The sequence below is a fragment of the Schaedlerella sp. genome, from assembly GCF_056796775.1.
Map to the genome: position 1 here is coordinate 115,229 of NZ_JBQIKP010000004.1, position 23,734 is coordinate 138,962.

Genomic DNA, 23,734 nt, shown 5'->3' on the forward strand with positions numbered 1-23,734 from the left:
CGCGCAGCAAATTCCAGGAATTATAAAAACGGCATGTCTGTCCTCTCCCAACAATACGGCAACGCCTGTTTCCACAATTCCAAACCCCTTGTTAATATACTGCAGTTCTCTCCTTTCGTGATAGTATGACCAGTATACATGAACTGAAAAAAAACGACAATAGTTTTTTTAATTTTCTGCGATATTTTTCCTATATAGCTCCGGGCCAAAAAATAATGGCTTTCCGCAATTGTTTATGATAAAATGAATTTCGCTGGCAAGGCCGTCTATTACCACAGAGAATTTATACTGAACGCCGGATCAATCAACCGTGAGTATAAAAAGCCGGTCCAGGCAGCCAGTGCCGGCTTGCCGGTGACCTGTCACGAAATCTAAAAGGAAGAGAGTGAAACCGATGCTGCATATCGCAATCTGCGACGATGAACAGAGCTTTGTCGATCATCTGAACGGACTCATCAGACAATACGCTGTAGAAAACAGCGAAGAGATCAAAGTAACCCCTTTTTATGACGGCCTGGATCTGATCGAAAAGTACGATCCTACGATCGACCTGATCTTTCTGGATATCCAGATGAAGCTGGTGGACGGCCTCCGCACGGCGGAGAAGATCCGGCAGAAGGATGAAAAGGTGGGGATCATCTTTTTGACCACCCTCACCCAATACGGGCTGGAGGGCTACAAGTACCAGGCGGCCAATTACATCATCAAGCCCATCAAGTACGTCCGGCTGCGAGATGAGCTGAACCAGTTCCTGGCCAGAAGCCGCAGGGACGGTTCCCCCTCACTGGTAGTAAAAAACGATTCCGGCAGATATAAGGTCTTTCTGAAAAGCCTGCGCTACATCGAGACCTTCAACCGGAACCTGCTGCTTCATACGGAGCAGGAAAAGATCATCTGCTACAGGAGCATGAAGGAGATGGAGCAGGAGCTGAAAGGACAGGGCTTTGCCAGAAGCCACAGCAGCTATCTTGTGAACCTGTTCTATGTCAAAGGCGTGCAGAAGCTGGAGATCACCCTGGTCACCGGGGAGGTCCTTCCCATCAGCCAGCCCAAGAGAAAGCAGTTCATGGAAGAATTGACGGACTACTGGGGGGATCTGATATGATAAAAGCACTTGATCTGATCTCCCTGCTTTTGATCTGGGGATATATCCTTGTATTTTTCCTGTTCCTCCACAGCTTTCTCCCGCTGCGGAAAAACCGGCTGCTGTGGCTCCCGGCCCTTGGGGTCAGCTCAATCTTTTCCAATATGATCATCTATTCCAACGACCTGCCCAACCTCCTCGGCGCCCTGCTGGTTTTTGTGGTCTATGTCCTTGTATTCCACAGCGGAAAATGGATGGAAAAGCTGACCGCCGTACTGGTATTCTATCCCGTGGTGATCGCGGTCAATTATCTGATGCAGGATATTGGGGCACGGTTGTTTTTTGCCTGTACCAACGCATCGGGCAGCCCATCCGAATGGCCCGGAAGCCTCCTCCTGTTCAGCACAGCCGTTCATACCCTGTGCCTGCTGGCACGGCTTCTGTTCTGGCTTGCCGCGTGGGCCTTTTTGAAAAAATATCTGTGTCGGATCACGTCCAGTCTGACGCTGCGGATGTGGCTCATTGTGGATGTTCTGACGCTGGCATCCATCGTGGCCATTTTCACGATCATTTATTTTCTGCCGGAGGAAATTGCCGTCGTGTATCCCATCTGCACAGCGTCCATCGTATCCAGCTTCGGCTGCATCTACCTGGCCGCCTATATCTGCGATTCCGTGCAGACCTCATACCGGGCCCAGGAGCTGGAGCAGAAGCAGGCCTATTTTCAGGACAAGCTCCGGGAGGAGGAACGGGTCCGGAGCATTTATCATGATATGAAGAATCATCTTCTTGTCCTGCAGGCGCGGCAGAACGATTCCGAAGCACTGAGCGAATCGGTCCGTTCCCTGCAGATGCAGATTGAAGCTTACGAGACCTACTATCATACAGGAAATGACTATCTGGATATGGTTCTCCGTGACAAAGCCCGGCTGGCCAGGGAGAAACAGATCGATTTCCACGCCTCCGTCTGTTTTTCTGAGGGGATGTTTCTGGAACCGCTGGATATCAGCACGATCTTCGGCAACGCCCTGGACAATGCCATCGAAGCCAGCGAAAAGCTGCCTCAGAGCCTGCGGCTGATCAATGTAAAGGCCGCCCCGGTCCATGACATGCTGGCCATTACGGTAGAAAATAACCGGATGATCGAAGAACTGGCTTCGCAAAGGACGACCAAAAAGGATACTTTCCTCCACGGCTTCGGCATTTCAAATATCCAAAAGGCGGCAGAAAAATACGGAGGCGAATGTGTCGCCAGGCCAAAGGGAGAAAAGTTTGCGTTAAAGATCATCCTGCCCATCGCCGCAAAAAGTTCATAACGATTTAGATTTTACCTTCTCCATATTAGTTTACGCATTCTATGTTGCGGCATTTTAGTTCCCGGATATAATGGAAACCGTAACAGGAACGTGATTTCTAAAGCAGAACATACCTTTACTGCAAAATCTGTATACGCACCGTATCAATCAGATTATTTCCGGTCAGACCGGATTGGGAGGAGGACAAATCAACATGAGTATTTTAAAGACTGAACATTTAATCAAGCAGTACGGCAAAGAACCGAATATCGTAAGGGCGCTGGACGACGTGAGCATTTCCGTGGAACCAGGGGAGTTTGTCGCCATCATCGGCACTTCCGGCAGCGGAAAATCCACCCTGCTCAATATGCTGGGCGGGCTGGATCGACCCACCTCCGGCAGCGTAAAGGTCGACAAGTTCGAACTGAGCAATCTCTCGGACGACGATCTGACCGTATTCCGCCGCCGTTCCATCGGATTTATTTTCCAGAATTATAACCTGGTACCAATCCTGAATGTGTATGAAAATATCGTGATGCCCATTCAGCTGGACGGAAAAAGACCAGATGAAGTATTTATCGAAGAGGTAGTTTCCCTCCTGGGAATCCAGAAGAAGCTCTATCAGATGCCGAATACCCTTTCCGGCGGACAGCAGCAGCGTGTCTCCATCGCCCGGGCGCTGGCGGGAAAGCCTGCCATCATCCTGGCCGACGAGCCCACCGGCAACCTGGACAGCCGAACCAGTGATGAGGTGATCGAGCTCTTAAGGCTCACCAGCCAGAAGTTTCATCAGACCATCGTGATGATCACCCATAATCCGGAGATCGCGAAGCAGGCGGATCGATGCATCCACATTGAAGACGGCAGAGTTCACGAATAGGAAGGGGAGGTTCAAAGCCATGAAGGAACAAAAATCCATGATCCGGATCCTGACGAGCCGGAGCTTTCAGAAAAATAAAGGCCGCAATCTGGCCGCGGTACTGGCCATTACGATGACTGCGATGATGTTTACCACATTATTCACGCTGGCGCAGAGCCTGACTAAAAATGTTACGGAAATGTACCTGCGGCAGTCCGGCACCAAAGCCCATACTACCGCCAAGCAGATCACCGATGAGCAGATTGAACTGCTTGCGGCGCACCCAGATGTCCGATCCTACGGCCGCTCCATTGTCCTGGGCCTGGCGGAAAATGAACGGCTGGGCGGACGGCAGGTGGAGATCCGCTATGCCAGCGATCAGTACGCAAAGGACGACTTCTCCTATCCCGAAACCGGACATATGCCGGAGCAGAAAAATGAGATCGCACTGGATACCGAAACTCTGCATCAGCTGGGAATCCCCCTGGAGCTGGGAGAAACGGTCACTCTGGAATGGCGGAAAGACATCTTTTCCGATCAGGTCACATCCAGCACCTTCACACTCTGCGGCTGGTGGGAACGGAATCATTCCGTATATGCCAGCATGGCCTGGGTCAGCGAGGAATTTGCGCTGGAAGCCTGCGCCGGTATCGAAGAGCCTGCCGAGGGCCAGATCTGCGGCCTGCGGATGATGGGCATAACCTTTGCGGACAGTAAGCATATCGAAGAACACACCGACCGGGTCCTGGCGGAATGCGGCGTCTCCGGCGTGGAATTTCAAACAGTCCTGGCCTATAACGAGGAAACACAGTGGAGCATATTTATGGAAAGCCTTCCCATGTACGCAGGCATGATCCTGGTATTCCTGGCCGGTTATCTGATCATTTACAACGTATTCCAGATTTCCGTCGCGTCGGATATCCAGTTTTACGGAAAGCTGAAAACCCTGGGCATGGAGACCCGGCAGATCAAAAAGCTGATCTACGGGCAGAGCAGCCGCCTGTCGTTGCTGGGCATCCCGGTGGGCCTGATCCTTGGCTACATTCTGGGTATTTTGCTGATCCCGGCTTTGATCGCCGATCAGAGCGCCCGGCCGGTACTGTCCGCAAATCCAGTCATTTTCATAGGCTCCGCGCTGTTTGCCTGGATCACGGTCATGATCTCCTGCATGCTGCCCGCAAGGCTGGCCGGAAAGGTGTCTCCCATCGAAGCGCTGCGCTACACGGATACGGACACGGAAGTCAAGCGCCAGATAAAAAAATCCAAAACCGGCGCCTCCCTCTCCAAAATGGCCTGGTCAAACCTTGGCCGCAACCGGAAGCGGACCTTGCTGGTCATCAGCTCCCTGACTCTCGGACTGGTGCTGATGAGCTACTTCTATGCGAAAAACGCCAGCTTTGACGTGGAAAAATATCTGATTGATATGTGCGTTGCCGACTTTCAGATTGACGATGCCACCAACCAGATCGCCGGCGGCTACGATCCGGAAAGCAATACCATCCAGCAGGAGCTGGTAGATCAGGTGACCGGAATGGAAGTCTTTGAAAAAAGCGGAAGTCTGTACTCCCGGCAGATTCCCATGCTTTTAAGCGATCGCGCCTGCGAGAATATCCGCTCCTACTATACCCGGGAACGGCTGGATGATTTTGCGTCCATAGATCCCACCTTTCCCCAGTGGAAGGAGGAATGCGACCGGGCGTTGAAAGGGGAAGAAGTGCCGATCACCGTATATGGCGCCGACGGCCTGATCCTGGATGCGGCCGTGGGAGATCCCTATATCCTGAGCGGAACCTTTGATTCGGAAAAATTTGCCTCCGGAGACTATGCACTGGCCATCGGGCCGGCAGTCCATGATTTTGAGTCAGATCCTCCTGCCTGGACTGTTGGAGAAACGGTTTCCATCGAAGGACGGGAATTTACCGTCATGGCGGTTCTGGAACCGCTGACACCCATGTGTGAAGGAAAAAGGGCCAATGCTTTTGAGGTTCCGCTGATCATATCCGCCGATGCCTATACGCAGATCTGGCCGGACAGCAATCTGCAGAAATTCTTTTTTAATGTGGCGGACGAAGGGCTGGAGGATGCGGCTGCCATGCTCAGTGAATATCAGGAGCGTACCGCTCCCGGCATGAATCTGGTCTTCCGTGAAAGCCTGATCGCGCAGTATGAAGCAGAGACCCGCGCCACTGCGGTCATGGGATATGCCATCAGCATCATCATCGCGCTGGTCGGGGTTCTGAACTTCGTCAACAGCATGGTCACCGCGATCATCTCGCGGAAGCGGGAATTTGCCATGATCCAGAGCATCGGCATGACCAAACGGCAGCTCCGCGGCATGCTGACTTATGAAGGCTTTTACTATGCAGGGCTGACCCTGGCGGCATCCTATCTTCTGGGAAGCCTGACCGTAGGGGTGATCGTCCGCGCGATCACATCCGCAGGCTACTCCACCTTCCGCTTCACCCTGCTGCCACTGGCGATCTGCACTCCGATCCTGATCGGACTTGCGGTTTTGATCCCGTACCTGTGCTTCAAGAATCTGGAAAAACAGAGCATTGTAGAAAGGCTGCGGGTTGAAATGTAGATATTAATTATAATGTGGGGGCTGAATGCAGGATCACAGCATTTCGATAAATGCAGCGACTCTCGTATTCAGCTGTCCCACATCCTGCTGGGAATAATCGGTCTCCACATTGATATAAGGGAGCTTTTTCTCCTGTGTCACAAATCTGCGGATTCCCAGTGTCTCCAGGTTATATGTATGGCAGGCCTGGAGCGTCATCTCAATCACGCCGTCCACCTTGTACTCATCAATCAGCCGTCCGGCCAGCTCCAACCGGTTCTTATTCGGTGTCATGACGGAACATCCAATATCCAGATACCGCGCCGCAATTGCGCCATAGATATCTTCTGCGTCCTCGTCCACCAGCTTGTCAAAGGTCTTTGCCCCTGTACAGTTCTCGTAAGCAACTACCACACCGCCATTCTCTTCCACGGCCCGTATCACTTTTTCCGTCGCTCCGCCCACAGGGCATCCTGTCAGCATGATGCGCGGCTTCTTTCCCTGCATCTTTCCTTCTCTGTATTCCTTTTCGATCTTTTCCACCAGACTGTCAATCTCTCCTGGAATCAGAGTCTTGTCGAATTTGAATGTACTCCCGTACAGTACCTTGAACAAGTCATATCCGCTGATCGGAGCCGGATCATGTTTCATAACCGCATATAAGCGCTTCATGGAGCTGCGAACCGCATTCTGCAGTCTCACCGCTTCCCGGAGCTTCTCCTCCGTGATCTCTGTCTGAAATTTTTGTTCCAGATATTCCTTGAACCGGATCATCTCGCTCTTCCACAGCTTCAATGCCTCTTCGCTCTGTGTATTCGGCAGCTCCATGACAAACACATCCTTAAAATCGGACATATACTCATACATTTTCTTCTTGCCGTCACAGGTCGTCTCTCCCACGACCACATCTGAAAAATAAAAGAACGGGCATTTATCTGCCTTCGCAAATCCATAGCTTGACTTGATCAGCGGGCATAGATTTTTCGGAAGATCCTTTTCCGCCTCCTGAATCGTCTCATCCGATGTGGAGCACAGCCCCACCGTCGCCGCCCCCGCCGCCATCGCAATCTCCTGCGGGAAATAGGTGCAGTATGCGCCGACCACCGGAATGCCTTTCTCCTTTAGCTTTTTGACTGCTAAAAAGGAATTTTTCCTCTGCTCCGCAAATTCTTCAAATACTTCTGGTAAATCCTGAATCAGTTCCATTTGTATTCCTCCTCATTTTTTCAGTCCAGCTGCACATCTGACACCTTTCCTGTCCGTCATCTGTGTTTTCTATTAAACATTGTATTCTATAAACTCAGCGCCGCGCCCACGGCCCCCGCAAATCTGCCCTCCGGCTTCGCCTGCACCTCGCAGCCCAACTTTTCAGACAGATTTTCCCGCAGATACGCGCACTCGCACAGCCCTCCTGTCAGACAGACCGCTGCGCCGCGGACATCCAATCTGCTGCTCTGGGATACCACCTTGTTCACAATGGACTCTACCACCGCAAATGCAATGTTCTCTTTCTTTTCTCCCTGGCCGATCAGGCTGATGACTTCTGACTCCGCAAAGACCGTGCACATAGAGCTGATCGCTGTGCCGCCGCCCTGCCGCGCCAGCTCACAGATCTCGTCCGGACGCAGGGCCATCGTATTTGCCATGACCTCCAAAAAACGCCCTGTTCCCGCAGAACATTTATCATTCATCACAAAATCCTTCACCCGGCCGTCTTCGATCCGGATGATCTTCGTATCCTGGCCGCCGATATCAATGACCACCAGCTCACTTCCGCCGTGGAGCCACATTGCCCCCCGTGCATGACAGGTAATCTCCGTGATCATTTTGTCCGCATAGGGCACGGATATCCTACCGTATCCGGTGGCTACACAGGGCGCCTGCTCCACATCGATCCCCTCATCCAGCAGCTTCTGGCGGATGGATTCCGCCGTATCCACACTGCTCCACCCAGTAGGCTGTACGGACTTAAAAATCAGATTCTGATTCTCATCCAGGACCGCCAGCTTGGCACAGGTAGATCCAATGTCTATTCCTATATGATATTCCTTGTTCATGATTTCATCCTGCCTTCCATGCAAAAAGCCCGTCACCGCCGGCTTTTCTGCATATGATATATTGACGGCTGCAGTTGGCAGCCGGATCGTTTCTTTATCACAGCTCTATGGCCTGATCACGGATTTCGCGTTTTCCATCGTTTCCACGATATCATACATATTCGTCACAGTTCCTACCGCCAGCTTTTCTTTGATCCCGTAGAAATCCAGGCAGGTCCCGCAGGTCATGATGTTGACGCCCTCCGCTTCCAGCGCTTTAAAATCTTCCAGAGAATCCGATCCCTCACAGGTCAGATATGCCCCCGAATTGTAGCACATCACCGTCTCTGGAAGCGCGTCCTGCTTGGTCAGGGCAAATACAAAGGCTTTCATCAGCGCCTTGCCCAGCTTTTCCTCTCCGCCCCCCATCACATTTGCAGACAGGACCACTACAAGCCCTTTCTTCCTCGCATCCGGACTACAGCTGATCTCCTCCTCTTCCGCTTCCTCTGCCGGAGCGGAAGCTGCCGAAACACCTGCGGCTACCTGAATGGTCACCTCGTACTCCTTCTCGCCCTTCTTCTCACCCGCAGCCTGCAGCCCCTTCTGAGACGCAAACTTCTGTAGGTTCTGCACCGCAATCTCATTGTCCACCAGCACAGTCAGAACACCGTTCTCCTGAAATTCCCCAACAGCCTTCTTCGCGTTTACCACCGGGAGAGGACATGCCAGTCCTCTTGCGTCTACTATCTTTTTTTCCATCTTTAAAATCCTCCATATCTTTTATTTTTTGTATATTGATATCAGGCCGTGTCTGCTGCCTGCCGTTCCGCAGTGTGACCGGCCGCGCCGTTTCCGTTTACGCCCTGACCAGGTGCCCGCAGCAACGGCATTCACTCTGCCAGTTCACGCAGCGCATCTGCAGCAGCGTCGATTTCTTCTTCCGTATTATAATGGGAAAAGCTGAAACGTACCGCCCCCTGCTCCACTGTCCCCAGCGCCCTGTGCATCAGCGGCGCGCAGTGTGCCCCCGGACGGGTGGCGATTCCATAGGTCATAAATAACTCGTCGCTCACCTCCGAGGAATCATACTCTCCCAGATTCAGCGCCACGATCGGACACCGCTCCGGCTCTGAAAAGTCTCCATAAATCTTGATTCCCGGGATTTCTTTCACCCCGTCATAAAACCGCCTCATCAGCTCCTGTTCCCGCTTCCTGATCACATCCATTCCCATTTCCTGGATATACGCCACCGCCGCGTTGAGTCCGGCGATCCCATGTCCGTTCAGGGTTCCCGCTTCCAGTGCGGTGGGCATCTCCGGCGGATGCTCCTTCCGGTATGTCTGGACGCCGCTGCCTCCGCTTTTCAGAGGACGGACTTCTACGCCCTCCCGCACATACAGTCCGCCGGTTCCCTGGGGCCCTAATAAGCTTTTGTGCCCGGTAAAACAAAGGATGTCGATCTTCATTTCCTGCACATCGATGGGAAATACCCCTGCCGTCTGTGAGGCGTCCACGCAAAAGAGCACCCGATGCCGGCGCGCAGTCTCGCCAACCGCTGCAATATCCACCAGATTCCCCGTCAGATTGGAGCCGTGGGTACAGACGATCATCCGTGTATTCCCCCGGATCTCACGCTCAAAATCCTGTACGTCGATCCGTCCCTTTTCATCACTCGGGATCACGGTAAGCTCCACCCCCTTTTTCTCCATTTCATATAAAGGGCGGAGTACCGAATTGTGCTCCAGCTCCGTTGTGATCACATGATCCCCACTCTCCAGGGTCCCCTTGACGGCCATATTCAGGCTTTCCGTCGAATTCATGGTAAATGCGATCTGCTTCGGGCTTTCCGCATGAAAAAAATCCGCCAGCCTCTTTCTCGCATCAAAGATCACCCGGGAAGCGCCCAGGGTCGCTTCATGCACCCCGCGTCCCGCGTTTCCCAGGGAACAAATGGCCTCCGCCACCGCTTCCGCAACCTGTCCTGGTTTCTGCAGCGTAGTTGCGGCATTATCCAAATAAATCATATTCCTGTTCCTTCTCTCATATTTTCAGGCATTACCACTCAGACCAGGCACTCATGCATATCCTGCTCCCGGATGCCGATGCTTTCCATCACGTTTTTCAGCATCTCCCTGCTCTCCAGGCCTGCACACCAGGCCAGCCCGCAGCCCGCGGAGATTGCCCTTGGAACCGGGATCAGCCGTCCGTCTGCCTGACGCTCCTTACAGGCCTGCTCCATCGCCATTGCGTCCGCCGTGGTATGAAAAGTTACCACAAGCTGTAATTTTTTCGTTCTCACATTTCATTCCCACCTTATTTTTTACTGCCTGATAGCCGAATACACCCTAAATATCAGTATAACTTTTATTTTCATCTGCGTCTAATTGGAAAACAAAATAAGGACGGTCAGATTATAGTTTTTTTCTATAATCCGCCGGTCCTTTCGTATTATCCTTACTTCTGATTCCTTTCCCACAGACCTGTGATCTCCCCCAGGAGTACCCTTCCCTGTTCGTCAGATACATTTGCAAAACGGATCATCGCTCCGTCCTTCTTCCGCCTTGCCGTGACATACAGTCTGCCATCCCCCGGTTCTATCGTACAAGCCAGTGTTCTGTGTTCCCGGCTTTTCCAGTCCTTCATCCGGTTTTCCAATACCTCAAAAGAATCCGCGCCGCTGCTATCCGTATATTCCAGACGAATCTCCGCTTCCTGATAGTATCCCGCAAAGCCTGTATTTTCGACCTCAATTTCTACAGAGTATACGTGATGCTTCCTTTGGAATGCCGCATAGACTTTCCGGACAAGAAACCGATATCCCAAATGCGCGCTCACATGATCATAAAAGCTTTTTCCCTCCCATACCCCGGTTCCCGGGTACTTCCATTCCTTCCAGACCTCCAGCATTCTCGTATCATGGGCTCTGTTCAAATACGTAATCTGCATTTGACAGAGTGTATCGAGTACCATTTCCGGAGTCAGCTCCTGCAGATAGTTCCCGCCATATACCGCTTCCCCTCCATTGGGCGCAGCCCTGCCGATCTCTGTCTCAAAGGAAAGCTCATCGTCCCGTTTCCACGGTTCATTCCATGCCGCGTCTGTCTTGCTCTCTGTGCCGAAGGTTCCCAGATGGCTCTCCGATCCAAGGATTCCATCATCAAAAATCCCCATATCGTCCAACGCAGCCGCTCCTTTTCTTTTTTGTTCCTCATGCAGCATCCTCCAGTATACCGGGCGTCTGACGGCCAGATATGTCTCCTCCCCCCTAGAACGGCGCAAGATCTCCGCCATCTGCCGCAGCCGTGCTTCGGATAAAAATCTGGACGAATGCATTTCTCCCCAATTGCCTACCAGCATTCCCTGGAATACATAGATGGAATCCGTAAACTCCTTTACCAGCTTCCCAATCTGCCCCAGATGAGACACCACCTGCGAAAAAAAGGAAGGCTCCCGCAGGAGAGCCTTTCCTTCATGGTCATAGACTACCCTTACAATACAGTCATAGGATCTCTCCGAAAAAAATTTAAAGATCCGGCAAATCCGGTCCAAAACCTCCTGATCCAGATCCCTGTCCCGAAAATGCCCGATGTCAATCAACAGGAATGCCAGAGTATCCTTCGGATGCAGACACCAGCGCAGCTCTTCAAAGTCTGGTTCCTGTTCCGCCAAAAAGGTATGTATCTGATACCAGCCTCTGGCAGGATTGGACATCTCTGCCGTGGATTCCGTCAGTTTTGCAGCCCGAAAACCAATATTTGTCTTTCGTTTTTCAAAAGCATCTATCCAATCACGCATAGCCATTCTCCTCAGGGACGATTTCTTACTTTAAACTACGGCTCTGGCCTCCAGCTTCGTGACCCTTTTATCCAAGTTTTCAATTAGCCTCAGAGAAAGATTGATGGTTTCTGTTTCATTTTTCGTCATACGGTAGACTCCCTCCAGCGCTCCCAGACGCTGCTTCACATCATCGAATTGCTTTTCATATTTTTTGTCATACCGCTCCATCTCATCCATTAAAAATTCTTCTGATTGAGTGATTCTGGTATCAATCAGCTCCTCAAGCTGCTTTGTCCGGGTATCCAGTGATTCGTTGAAGCTCTCCTCTGTTTGCTGGATTCTGCTGTCAATCAGCTCTTCCGTCTGTTGGATTCTCGTGTCGAGCAGCTCTTCCGTCTGTTGGATTCTCGTGTCGAGCAGCTCTTCCGTCTGTTGGATTCTCGTGTCGAGCAACGATTCCAGGTGCTTCTCTGTCTCCCCCGCCCGAGCATTGATCAATTCCGCGATTGCTTTTAAATCTTTTGCATCTAACATTTTACTCCCCCTTTCCTTCGATTTATTTTGTCCAGTATAGCACATCCCTTCCAGTAATGTAACCTGGTTCACCGCAAGTTCACATAATTATTAAAATTTCATAGATGATCCTTATTTTTGCCGCAACATGCAGATTTCTCAGCACGTTTTTTTATTTTAGATGAAAAATCACTGCAATGCTTCCAGAACGGATCAATCAGTTCATGCTCCATCCTGACAATCTCCCGATAGTTTTTCAGGAATAACCACAGCATAATAAAATAATATGGTGAAAAAAAACGCATCAGTCTCACAAAATAATTTGGATTTGCCCTGACTGCCGCAGATTTTTCTTGTAGATAAAGCATTACCCTGAAAAAAACGGATTGTTCTGACGTTCGTTCCTCCCGGCACAGCTGCGCAACCTCCTGATTATGCAGCCGCCTGTTTGGACTGTTAAAATTGGAAATCGAATTTTCCGATATCCGGTACAAAATAAATGGCCGATTCACGTAGCATACCCTGAGTTCCTCATGATCATCCACGATCTTCTGAAAGCAGGCCCGGTCATTGACGGTCCTGAAACGCAGGATAAAATCAAATACCTCTTCCGTCAGCAGCTCCTTCCGGTACACTGCCGTCCCCATGACCGCACAGCCAAGCTTTATAGAACGGCGAAGAATCCCCCCGCGGATAAAGTTTTGCAGCACCACATCCAGGTAGGTAGCATAGGTTCGGATCATATCACCGGAACCGGTAAATTTTATAAACGCAGTGCATACGATATCATATTCATCCAGCAGGTCCGTAACCCCAAATAAATTGTATGGTGAAAACAGATCGTCACCATTCAGAACAACGAAGCGGTCTCCTTTTACAATTCTTAAAGCCTCCGCATAATTTTTGCATATTCCGGCGTTTTTCTCCCGAAAGAGCTTGTCCACCCTTTCAAAAATATCCCTATTCCCCGTAATCCACTGTTCTATGACCTCACAGCTTGAATCCTCCGATCCGTCATCCGCCACGATCAGCTGAAACTTCTGATCCTTTCCGAATCTGCAGATTTGATATCGGATACTTTCCAGGGCATGTGTCACAACCTCCGCCTGGTTATAGCATGTAACTACAAATGTAAACATTTTACATTCATTCCTCCGTTTCAACCTTTACGTCATAAAAGAACAAACTCAGTATTTCCTCGCAGTTCTTCCCTTTCTTTGCCATCTCATTGGCGCCATTCTGGCTCATTCCGATTCCGTGTCCAAATCCGCCTCCCGAAACCGCAAATGCGTCCCCCTCCTTTTCAATCGTAAAGAATGCGCTCGGAAGCATTGCTGTACCTGGTTCGACAGATCCGTCCTGTCTTACAACCTCAGCGCCTGTACCGCCCAAAGCCTTCCGGATCTTATTTTCCGTTTCCACTGTTACCGTATCTTTGTCGCCGGTAATCCTGACTTCAAGCGCAATCCCGCCGTCCCCGGTCTTCGTGATCTCGATATCCTGAATGGTGCCAATGTCCGTCTCCGTATTTAAGCTCACCTGACTCGACAATGTCTCCACAGGAATCCGGATCTCCCATCTATACCACGGAATCTCTGCCTCATAGTCTCCATCGTCTCCCTTTACCTCTACGGATTTCAGATACCGGCTGGCCTCGTCCTCTTCTGTTCCCCATGCCTCCAGTCCTGTCGTATATCCGCAGGAGGTTGAAAAATAAAGTGTTGTGACCAGCCTGCCTTTGTAACGCATGACCTGATTCTTTGTCTCTTCGATCGCCTGATTCACAAACGCATCCTCCTGACAGTTTCCATATACCTGATAGCGCGCATTGCTGTCATCCAGGATCGCCTCATATTCCGGATATCCGGGATCCATGATCTGCTTATACGCAAAATTTCTCGCACAGACTGCCTGGGCCTTCAGCGCTTCCAGTTCATAGTAAAAAGGCATTTCACTGGGTACGACCTTGCATAAATATTTTTCCAGGGGGAGCTCATTGATCACTACCAGCCCTTCCTCTGTCCGGCGCAGCTCGATAGTTCCCGCATAAGACGGCGTTCCATATGCTCTCTGGATACTGTGCAGGGTGATCTCCCCTCCATCGTTGGCAGTGATCCTGATCTTATCCTCACCATCTTCGAATCTCGGATCATCTGGAATAAATTTCTCAATCTCCCCTGCAGCTACCTCCTGGCTTTCTTCCCCATAGCGAAGCGTCATTCCCCCGACTGCCGAAATCTCCATGTCCGGGTGAAACACCTCTGCAAATTCATTGGTCCGGATCACGATCCTGTAATCCGGATTATCAATCGGCGGCTCATCCAGCGGCACTCTCCTCATAGTAACCACAAAGCCTCCGCTCAAAAGCAATGCGATTAAAACTATAATTCCGTATTTGAATTTTTTTCCTGTCCCTTTTTGTGGCAACTGTTTTCCGTCTTTTTTTTCATCTGTACCCAATTGATTCACTGCTCCTTTTCCCGGAACCCCTCATAAAATATGTTCCTCTTTTTAACAAATGAATTCCTGCCGTTACTGATACAGCCGGAATTTTTCTCATTCTTTCTATTTACGATTTTAGCCTGTAATCTTACCATTGTGTTTTTACAGCAGCTATATTATATTAAATGTATGAAGCTGAGGCTGCTGTCCGCAGTATGTGACACATTCCCATTCGTTACAGGTCATACCTTGACCAAGCGTACCATATAACTGCCATTTCCCAGCCAAACGAAAGGATGAAAAACATGATTTCCATAATAATCCCTGTCTACAACACTGAAAAATATCTCCGCCGCTGTATCGATTCCGTCTTACATTCTGCCTGTGATGATTTTGAGATCCTTCTGGTCAACGACGGTTCCACCGACAGCAGTCCGGCCATATGCGAAGAATATTCCCGGCAGGACAGCCGCGTCAAAGTCATCCATCAGAAAAATCAGGGCGTTTCCTCCGCCCGAAACACCGGTCTGGACCATTGTCACGGAGAATGGATCGTATTTGTTGATTCCGATGATTTCATTTCCAAAGATTTCCTGAGCCTGATCGCCAAAGAAATCCATCAGGATAAAGACCTGCTGCTGTTTGATTTTTCCAAGCACATCGCAGGGCAGGCTTCTGCGGCTTATCCGGTCCGTACCCTGACCTTTCAGGGGAAAGAAATGCGGGAGCTGATCAGGCGGATCCTTGTGCCGCAGCCCCTGTACGCAGGCGGTAGCGCCGATTTCCGAACTCCCTGTGCAAGGGCCTACCGAAAATCCATCATCAACCGATATTCCATCCGCTTCTCTCCCGGCCTGACCGTCGGGGAAGACCTGCTGTTCAATCTGGAATACCAGCTCAGGGCCAGTTCCTGTGCATATACCTCAATTCCCGTTTACTATTATGATATCCATATGGGCTCCGCGACCCATGGCTTCCGGTCCGGACTTCTTAAGAACCATGCAAGGCTGCTGCGGCAGTTAAAGCAGCTTTTAGAGCACTGCCATATGCTCCCCCTTCTGGAACCTGCATACGAATCTTATTGCCTTGAAAATCTGACCTACGTCCTGATCTGGGAGGTATTCAGCCCCTTAAGCCCCAGATCCTACCGGACAAAATGCCGGATGTGCGCTGCAATGCAGAAAAATGCGATCTACCGGAAGGCCATGAAGTATAACCTGAAAAGCGGGATACTGCCGAGAAAAATCCTAGTTTTCTTCTTCCGCCTGAAATGCTACCGCATGGCAGATCTGATCTGCCGGGCCAGCTACAGGCATCTGAAAGGAAACGATTTCTAAATCATCGTCTTCTTCGATATGCCAGAAAATCTTGCATCAATCAGGCAGAGAAATGCTTGAAAACCCATCGGACTCTGCCTGCCCTATTATTTCCTGCTGGTGATTTTCTGGTATATGGGATAAATCTTCTCTTCCACCCAGCCATTCACAAAATAGAGCCAGATGATCTCCTTGAGCGCTTCGCTGACACGGAATCCGCCGCACCTGTGCAGCCAGACCAGCGCATTGGCCGCAGCCTTTTTGCGGCCGTACTTGAGGGCGATCTGATATCTGCGCCTTGCCTTCCAGCAGAGGATCCGTTCTCTCGATTCCCGGTCCGTGATCCCGCAGTTTTCCGCAATCTCATCCACCAGCTTTTCATAATCCCTGTACTTTTTCTCTTCCTGCGCCTGGGTCAATACCGTCCTGGAATGGCTGCCCTCCCTGACCGCAACCCCATACAGCTCCTCTTCAATCGTAGGGCACTGATGCCGGTACATAAACGGCAGCAGCATCTGAAAATTCTGCCCCACATCATATTCCGGTATCCGCCGCTTCGGGTACACCTCAAAAAATGCCTTCGTCCGCAGCATATAGCATCCGCAGCAGACAAAGGTTTTGGATTCTAAAATGTCCCAAAACAGATCCAGCTTTTTCAGGTCTCCTCTTTGCTCGTCCGCCTTTTCGCTTCTTGTCCCTGTCTCCTCGTCAAAGTAATAGGACAGCGACCGGACGCACGCATACTGCGGATGCTGCCGCAGAAAATCTACCCTGCGCCGGATGGATTCCGGTTCCAGATAGTCGTCGCTGTCCGGCCAGATCAGATATTCCCCCGACACAAAGGGCAGCCCTTGGTTGATCGCCGCGGACGCATTTTTATGCTCCGCCCGGACGATCCGGTATCCATACCCTTTTTCCTCAAATTTCTCACTATAATTTTGCGCTGCTCTGACCGTACCGTCCGCTGAACCGTCATCCACGAGGATCATCTCCACATCCGGGTAAGTCTGAGCCAGCACGGAATCCAACATTTTTGCCAAATGCGTCTCCCCGTTGTAGACCGGAGTCACTATGGATACCCGGCCTGCGTTGTATTCATATTGCTTCTGATCCATCCGCCCCTCCTTCTATATACAGAATCACCGCCGCAAACAACGCTTCTGCATATTATTTCCAATCATCTTACCTGCACAATTTTCTTATCTTCGATCCGGTACACCACGTCACATTCATTTGCCAAACTCATGTGGTGGGTCACCATGATCAGCGTCTTATTCTCCTTGATCTGGCGAATGGAATCAATGACTGCCTTTTCCGTCTCCATGTCCAGCGCGGCCGTAGCCTCATCCATAACCAGAAGCTCAAAATCCTTATACAGCGCCCTTGCCAGCGCAATCCTCTGCCTCTGCCCTCCGGACAGAGTGATTCCATTGGCGCCGATCAAAGTATGTACCCCATCCTCCATGTTCTGAACATCCTCCCAGATCTGGGCACATTTGAGACACTCAATCACCCGCGCGTCATCAATCTCCTCTTCCTCTTCAAAAAAGGCCACGTTATTCCGTATCGTCTCCCCGTTCAGATAAACCGTCTGCGGAATGTAGCTGACCATTTCTCCCATGCTGGCCTTACACGGCCCTTCCTCGTCCGACTGGGTCACGATATCATAATCGTCAAAAAAGACATGGCCGCCCTGGGGCTTCAAAAGGCCCAGAAGCAGGTCCACAAAGGTCGTTTTTCCCGCACCCGATGCTCCGATCACCGCAATGGAGCACCCCACCGGTATATCTATCGAAGCATCCTGAAATATCTGCGCCCTGTCAGTATATCCAAAGGTCAGGTTTCTGACAGAAACCCCCTTTTGAAGGGTCAGCTTTTTCTGCCGAACCGCTTCAGAGCGTTCTTCCTCTTCCTTCATCCGGGTGTAATCCGCCATTGCTTCTTTCACAGCCTCATAAGGCTTTTTCGCAAATTCGATCTTATTCATTCCGTTCAGGATGTTGTATGCCATCGGCAACATACGGACCAATGCCGTGATATACACCACCATGGGCGCCAGGATCGCCGCAAGGTTCGTCCCAAACACCAGGATCACCGCAAGGATCACAAACATAGCCGCCATAATAGAATTCTGCAGAATCACCGCGATACTGCTGATCTTATACTTGAATTCCCCCTGGACCTGTGCAAATGCCTGGCTCGCGTCCTCATATTTGCTCAGTACAAAGGCAGATCGATCATCGATCTTCATTTCCTTAAATGAACCGTAGGCTATGGTGATCTGGGAGTTTGCCTTAATCGAACAGGCCCTGCTCTTTTCCCCGTAGTCCTGCATCCTCTTTCGAGTCCGAAAAAAAATCAGAGCCATAAGGAGCAGAAGGATCACACAGCTTGCAATCCCGATCCACCTGGAGACATAGATCAGCACCGCCGCAAATCCCGCCATGGTAATCCCATTGATCACGGATTCAATGAAGTCTGTAATGATCTGGATACAGTTTGTCGTATCATTGCGCACAATATTCATCGCCTGGATGGCACTCTTCTTATTGTGCTCCATCAACTCCTCTTTGATCAGCAGTTCATAAATCTTCATAGACAGCTTCTGCGCACCGTCATACACAAATCGATTCGCAATCTTGCTCTTATACAATTCAAAAAGGCATTTTAATATGGACACAAGCACCATAAAAAAGGTAAATGCAGTCAGCTTCGGATCCGCTCCGTTTTCACGCACTACAATATTGATGATATAAATAATCACAGAAAAGCTGAAAATATCTACAATCGGGCTGATCAAACTGAAAACCGCATATACCTTCCATATCTTCTGCTCTCTTGTGTCCAAAATTCCTGTCAAATATCTGAACATTTCCGCCATATCATTTCCCCTTTGATTCATCAAGGTATCCTGCTTCGAACAGTTACCATTTAAGTTCTGCCATTGCACAGCTGCTCCATTCTTCCACAGCGATATCTATTTCTTCAGCTTCTTTAACAATGCTCTGCCTAACGCAAGCACCTTATGAAGTCTCAGAAGCTGTGAAAATGACAGCATCCTGTAAGAGGTCATAAACAAACCTCTGCTTTTCGCTGCCTCTGTCGGATCTGTCAGCCGCGGCTGGAGCGCATCCCTCTCCTCACAGGCAAACCAGGAAACCTCATCCCGGACTGCTTCCCATATGTCCCGGGCCTTCTCCGTATGGAGGATGACCAGCGAGGTTCCCATACCGTCGTCGATCTCCGGCTTCACCTTCTCAATCCCCCAGAAGTCCCCAATCGTAATGTCACTGTTCCTCTCCACCGTGCAGAATTTACAGTCATGGCAGGACGGACGCAGGATATGATTGGTAAAGTACATCCTGCAATATTCATCCGCATATAAGGAGCCGAAATACTCCTGTCCGTCGATCGCATAGGCACAGGTATGCCCGCTGTCGCGCATCCTTTTATCCCGGAATGAAAAATCTGTCATTTTTCCGCCATGCTTCTCTTCCAGGTGCTTCACGTAATCTCCCCAGATTCCCGGGGAAGGCACCCCATAGCAGACCAGATCCGCCAGGATCAGTCTTGGATACGGCTGTTTCAGATAAAGCCTTAAGCCTTCCGCCTGGCAGGGCGTTCCGCAGAACAGCACCCACTGCTCCTCTTTCAGCCGCGTCTCGATCTTCCGGTAGGTCCCTTTCATACTGCTCTGAACATATTTGGTCCTTTTCACCGAATCCAGCTCTTCCCTGCTGCGGATCTCCCGGTGTACCACTCTCATATTTTTATCATAAGCGGCGCCGAAAACAACACCCTGCTGCCGAAATACATATTCCGCAAGGATCGGGAACATTCCACCGGAGGAACTGGCATACCGTACATTTTCGTCCTTTGCCTGTACAGCAAAATACTGCCGGGACCCCTCTTTTTTCGGACTCTGCTTTTTAATAGGGCATACATCTTCACATCGTCCGCAGTCTACACATAATCCCCCGTCAATCTTCGGATAGCGGAAGCCTTCCCGGTCAATGACCATCCGAACCGCGTCCTTCCGGCAGACATCAACACATGCGCCGCAGCCGCAGCACTCTTTCTTTTTCACATACAAGTTTTTCATATCCGCACCTTTTATTCCCCGGTTTCCAAGTGTTTCAGCAGGAACTCACCGGATGCTCTCACGCTTTCCTTCGTCCTCTTTCTTACAGTCTCCCAGTCTATCTTGTCATGGATATCAATCCCCGGTTTCTCTTCACATAACCTGTCCTGCAGTCCGTGAATGTCAATAATATTTCTCATCCTGGCTCCCAGGCGGCTGTGTACAAATGCCAGAAACTGCTTCTCATAGATCATACTGAACGCCACCGCGTGGAAGGAATTGGATACCACATACTCTGCCTTGTGGATATACCCTAAAAATTCCGCAGGCCCTACCGTGTGGTCCACTTCAAAGCCCGCATTGGTCCCCAGCTGTCCGGCACGCACCTCGATAACGGGAAGCTCTGTTTCTTGGGAGAGCTTCTTCACGTAATCCGACATTGCCTCGTTTGGCTCCGTAACATAAACCAGAATGTAGCTTCTGTCCTTCACTCTGTCCGGAATCCGTTCCACCTTCTGCCAGGACTCCTTTTTCAGGAAGAATACCGGATCCAGAACGGCTGTCACTTCTTTTCCATAAAGCCTTTCCACATACGGGACTGCAGCCTCCTCCCGGACAGATATGGCATCCAGATGACGGATCAGTTTCGAAAATTCCTTGTCATGACGCCGGGCAAGCTCCGCCCCACCAAAGCTGGCCGCATAGGAAATGACTTTCTTCTTCCATTTATTATCAAACGCGCCGAAATATGCTTTGCGAAGCCCGCAGGTAATATCCGGATTCCAGATCTGGTCGCTTCCCACCACATAATATGGATATTTCAGCCTTTTCAGGCCCGCTAAGGATAAGACCCTCTTCTGCCTTTTATCTACCAGGTACTTATATCTGAAATAGTTCATATTACTCAGCCGCCTGGAAAAGTCCTCCTTTGACTGCAGATGAATCCTGAACTCATTCCACATATTGAACAGTCCCCATATCCGTCCTTTCAGTCCCTTGATCGGCGTATAAGGGATCCACCAATGCCTGCCGGTCATATAAAATGGCTCATAACGGACGATATCCGTCTGTTTCCCATTTCTGCGCAGAAAGGTTTTCAGACCATAAGCCTGCAGCATCGCGCCATAATTATTGGAACAATGGAACGTAATGATCCCAATATCCGAATGCCTTTTTCTCATCGTAAATGCCTCCTTCCATTTCAGCAGCCCGGGCACCTGGCGGTTGACCGGAACAAAGATGGAATGGCAAAAGAAGCACAGGTCATACAGCAGCTTTTCACTTAGGACAAGCTGCTGAAACATGGGATGCCTTCTCTCTTTGGCCGCAAGCTCTCTCAAGCTTCTGCAGCCCTTTTGGTCCCCCGCATTCTTCAGCATCTCATAGTTTTTCTCGATCTGCCTGATACCAAACCGTTCCCAGGTCAGCGCAAAATCCGTATTCCCTCTTTTGTATTCTTCATCCCGGATCCTTCTGCTGCTTTCAAAATATCGCTTTCCACTTTGCGTTGCTGAGGACTGTGTCACACTCTCCGGATGGATCCTGTAATAGTACCAGTCCTTCCGCAGATAGACAGCCCGGATCTGATTTCGGATAAAGTAGTACAAAAACAGGGTGTCCTCTCCATTTGTCAGACGCCTGTCAAACCGAAGATCTCCGATGGCAGACCTGCGCAGCAGCTTCCCACCGATCCCTGACAGCTGATTCACATATTGGATATGGAACCAATTCTCCGCGTCTTTTCCCTCTGCCGTCTCAAACCGGACACGTATATCTTTCTTCCGGTCTGCCGCCAATGTCTCTGCCTCCCATGCCGTCTCTGGCACCTCCGCCTCCCATGCCGTACCCAATACCGCATCCAGTTTCCGCGCCTCCAGCTTCCTGTAACCGCAGAACACCAGATCCGCCTGCCGCTCTTTTGCCTGCCGGACCATGTTCTCTATCAGGAGCGGATGGATCACGTCGTCACTGTCCAGGAAAAAAAGATATTCTCCCCCCGCTGTCTCAATCCCATAATTTCTTGCCGCGGAAACGCCTCCGTTCTTCCGGCGGCGCAGCCGGATTCTGTCGTCCGTCCGCCCCAGCTCCTCGCAGATCTTTGGCCCCCGGTCCGTGGAACCGTCATCGATCACGATGATCTCCATATCCTGGAATGTCTGCCTGAGTACGGAATCCAGACACTGTCTGATATATTTTTCCGAATTATACATCGGAATGATAACCGATACTTTTTTCATCATAGCTTTTCTCTCCAAAAGGTGATATAATGTCCCTGCTTTAAAAAATAACTTTGTAAAGACAGGAATCCCATGACCATGAAATTAAAAAAACTTCTGATCGCTGTTTCTTCCACAATCTGCATCTGCCTGATCGCCGGAATATTCCTCTTATTCCTGACACTGCGTTTTGTCAATTACACTCCCGACACCTGTGCGGAATCTACGGAAGAGCTTCAAAACCCATACATTGGCTGGTATCAGATCCATAATTACATGCTTTCTGATACCGCGTCCTATGATCTGTCCGAAATTCTTGATCAGGAACACCGGGCCGGCCTTGCGCTGCTGGAATTTAATCTGCAAAACTATGCGGACCGCCCCATCAGCGATTACGGTCTCTCCCTTCTCGATCAGGTTCTGGAAAGCTGGCAGTCCACGGGCAGACAGCTGATCCTCCGCTTTTTCTACGACTGGGACGGAAACGCGCTGGAAGCGGAGCCCCGGGATCTTTCCCTGATCCTGACACATATATCGCAGACATCAGAAGCCGTAAATCGTTATTCCGATTGTGTCTATCTCCTGCAGGGCATCTTCATCGGTCCCTGGGGAGAGATGCACGGCTCCCGCTATGCAAACAATGAGGATATGATCACTCTGACAAGCCACCTGGCCTCCGTCACGGATCCCGAAATCTTCCTGGCTGTCCGCACGCCCCAGCAGTGGCGGCTTCTTGCGGACTCTGAGGAACCGATTGACAGATCCGCGGCCTTTAACGGATCACTGGCATCCAGACTCAGCCTGTTCAATGACGGCATGCTTGGCTCGGATACGGACCTGAGCACCTATGCTCCCGACTCCGACTTCGGTGAATTCTCATACAATCAGAAAAGAAGCCGACAGGATGAACTTGCGTTCCAAAACCGTTTATGCGCCTATGTCCCCAACGGAGGGGAAGTCGTGGTGCCCAATCCCTACAATGATTTTCCCGCTGCTGTGACGGATCTTTCGGCTGCACGCGTTTCCTACCTCAACAGCGCCTATGACGAAGCCGTTTTTTCCAAATGGCGGGCCGCGCTCTGTACGGAAGCTTCACCGTATCACGGCATGAACGGTTTTGACTATATTTCCAGGCATCTAGGATACCGGTATGTTCTTCGTTCCTCCGAATGCGCGCAGGCTCTCCCCTGGGAAAAGACCGCGGAGCTGATCGTCACTTTAGAGAATATCGGTTTTTCCAACTGCTACCGCCCCTTTGACGTATCCCTGATTCTGACGGAAGCGGCCACGAACAGGACCTTTACCCTCCCTGTCCAAACAGATACCCGCTTCTGGGCTCCCGGGGAACAGGTCACCCTTACGTTTCCTGTCCATTTCCGCGAATATGCCACAGGCTCCTATGATATCGCTCTCAAGATCAGTGACCCGATTTCCGGCAGTCCGATTTATCTTGCCAATGGAGGCATCGTTACCAGCAACGGACATACACTCGGACATCTGGATATTACCATATTCCCCAAGTAGGACTCTACTGTTCTTTCGAAAATCA

At 50.6% G+C, this 23,734-nt stretch carries 19 protein-coding genes; 6 read left to right on the forward strand and 13 right to left on the reverse strand.

Annotated features, from left to right (window positions below):
• The first annotated feature begins 394 nt into the window (after window positions 1–394).
• The 4 genes from ACTOY7_RS03605 (at window position 395) to ACTOY7_RS03620 (ending at window position 5,822) form a co-directional block, all read left to right on the forward strand.
• Window positions 395–1,105 carry a LytR/AlgR family response regulator transcription factor gene (locus ACTOY7_RS03605; protein WP_160281509.1) on the forward strand — a complete coding sequence of 237 codons (711 nt, stop codon included), beginning with the start codon at window positions 395–397 and terminating at the stop codon, window positions 1,103–1,105.
• A complete protein-coding gene (locus ACTOY7_RS03610; RefSeq protein ID WP_482670418.1) occupies window positions 1,102–2,400 on the forward strand; it encodes a sensor histidine kinase in 1,299 nt (432 codons plus the stop codon). The genes ACTOY7_RS03605 and ACTOY7_RS03610 overlap by 4 nt, the downstream gene beginning before the upstream one ends.
• 193 nt (window positions 2,401–2,593) lie before the next feature.
• Window positions 2,594–3,259 (forward strand): ABC transporter ATP-binding protein, encoded by a 666-nt coding sequence (locus ACTOY7_RS03615; RefSeq protein WP_160281507.1) that lies wholly within the window; start codon window positions 2,594–2,596, stop codon window positions 3,257–3,259.
• A 19-nt stretch (window positions 3,260–3,278) separates the two neighbouring features.
• A complete protein-coding gene (locus ACTOY7_RS03620) occupies window positions 3,279–5,822 on the forward strand; it encodes an FtsX-like permease family protein (RefSeq protein WP_482670417.1) in 2,544 nt (847 codons plus the stop codon).
• Between the two features lie 33 nt (window positions 5,823–5,855).
• On the opposite strand, the gene ACTOY7_RS03625 is transcribed toward ACTOY7_RS03620, so the two are convergent.
• The 9 genes from ACTOY7_RS03625 to ACTOY7_RS03665 form a co-directional block, all read right to left on the reverse strand.
• On the reverse strand, window positions 5,856–7,007 hold the full coding sequence (locus tag ACTOY7_RS03625; RefSeq protein WP_300824014.1) for a double-cubane-cluster-containing anaerobic reductase: 1,152 nt from the start codon (window positions 7,005–7,007) through the stop codon (window positions 5,856–5,858).
• Between the two features lie 86 nt (window positions 7,008–7,093).
• The gene (locus ACTOY7_RS03630; protein WP_482670416.1) at window positions 7,094–7,858 is read right to left on the reverse strand and encodes an acyl-CoA dehydratase activase; all 765 of its coding nucleotides are present in this window, start codon (window positions 7,856–7,858) and stop codon (window positions 7,094–7,096) included.
• Between the two features lie 105 nt (window positions 7,859–7,963).
• On the reverse strand, window positions 7,964–8,599 hold the full coding sequence (yedF, locus tag ACTOY7_RS03635) for a sulfurtransferase-like selenium metabolism protein YedF (protein ID WP_160281504.1): 636 nt from the start codon (window positions 8,597–8,599) through the stop codon (window positions 7,964–7,966).
• 131 nt (window positions 8,600–8,730) lie between these two features.
• The gene (locus tag ACTOY7_RS03640) at window positions 8,731–9,864 is read right to left on the reverse strand and encodes an aminotransferase class V-fold PLP-dependent enzyme (protein WP_482670415.1); all 1,134 of its coding nucleotides are present in this window, start codon (window positions 9,862–9,864) and stop codon (window positions 8,731–8,733) included.
• A gap of 38 nt (window positions 9,865–9,902) precedes the next feature.
• Window positions 9,903–10,139, reverse strand: a complete 237-nt coding sequence (locus ACTOY7_RS03645; protein ID WP_160281502.1) for a putative Se/S carrier protein — start codon at window positions 10,137–10,139, stop codon at window positions 9,903–9,905.
• A gap of 155 nt (window positions 10,140–10,294) precedes the next feature.
• Window positions 10,295–11,635, reverse strand: coding sequence for a DUF4874 domain-containing protein (locus ACTOY7_RS03650; RefSeq protein WP_482670414.1), 1,341 nt, complete (start codon window positions 11,633–11,635; stop codon window positions 10,295–10,297).
• 30 nt (window positions 11,636–11,665) lie between these two features.
• Window positions 11,666–12,151 (reverse strand): hypothetical protein, encoded by a 486-nt coding sequence (locus ACTOY7_RS03655; protein WP_482670413.1) that lies wholly within the window; start codon window positions 12,149–12,151, stop codon window positions 11,666–11,668.
• A gap of 98 nt (window positions 12,152–12,249) precedes the next feature.
• A complete protein-coding gene (locus ACTOY7_RS03660; RefSeq protein WP_394683786.1) occupies window positions 12,250–13,269 on the reverse strand; it encodes a glycosyltransferase family 2 protein in 1,020 nt (339 codons plus the stop codon).
• Between the two features lie 7 nt (window positions 13,270–13,276).
• Window positions 13,277–14,470, reverse strand: a complete 1,194-nt coding sequence (locus ACTOY7_RS03665) for a SpoIID/LytB domain-containing protein (protein ID WP_482670433.1) — start codon at window positions 14,468–14,470, stop codon at window positions 13,277–13,279.
• Between the two features lie 407 nt (window positions 14,471–14,877).
• Here ACTOY7_RS03665 and ACTOY7_RS03670 point away from each other — a divergent pair, with 407 nt between their 5' ends.
• Window positions 14,878–15,909 (forward strand): glycosyltransferase family 2 protein, encoded by a 1,032-nt coding sequence (locus ACTOY7_RS03670; protein WP_482670412.1) that lies wholly within the window; start codon window positions 14,878–14,880, stop codon window positions 15,907–15,909.
• A gap of 86 nt (window positions 15,910–15,995) precedes the next feature.
• Here the strand turns inward: ACTOY7_RS03670 and ACTOY7_RS03675 are convergent, their stop codons facing one another.
• The 4 genes from ACTOY7_RS03675 to ACTOY7_RS03690 form a co-directional block, all read right to left on the reverse strand.
• On the reverse strand, window positions 15,996–17,003 hold the full coding sequence (locus ACTOY7_RS03675) for a glycosyltransferase family 2 protein (RefSeq protein WP_160284132.1): 1,008 nt from the start codon (window positions 17,001–17,003) through the stop codon (window positions 15,996–15,998).
• 62 nt (window positions 17,004–17,065) lie between these two features.
• Window positions 17,066–18,790, reverse strand: coding sequence for an ABC transporter ATP-binding protein (locus ACTOY7_RS03680; protein WP_482672012.1), 1,725 nt, complete (start codon window positions 18,788–18,790; stop codon window positions 17,066–17,068).
• A 75-nt stretch (window positions 18,791–18,865) separates the two neighbouring features.
• Window positions 18,866–19,990, reverse strand: a complete 1,125-nt coding sequence (locus ACTOY7_RS03685) for a Coenzyme F420 hydrogenase/dehydrogenase, beta subunit C-terminal domain (protein ID WP_394683782.1) — start codon at window positions 19,988–19,990, stop codon at window positions 18,866–18,868.
• Window positions 19,991–20,001: 11 nt separating this feature from the next.
• Complete coding sequence (locus ACTOY7_RS03690) at window positions 20,002–22,209, reverse strand: glycosyltransferase (RefSeq protein ID WP_482671888.1); 2,208 nt, start codon at window positions 22,207–22,209, stop codon at window positions 20,002–20,004.
• A 75-nt stretch (window positions 22,210–22,284) separates the two neighbouring features.
• On the opposite strand from ACTOY7_RS03690, the gene ACTOY7_RS03695 reads away from it, so the two are divergent.
• A complete protein-coding gene (locus tag ACTOY7_RS03695) occupies window positions 22,285–23,709 on the forward strand; it encodes a DUF4832 domain-containing protein (protein ID WP_482671889.1) in 1,425 nt (474 codons plus the stop codon).
• Window positions 23,710–23,734 lie beyond the last annotated feature (25 nt).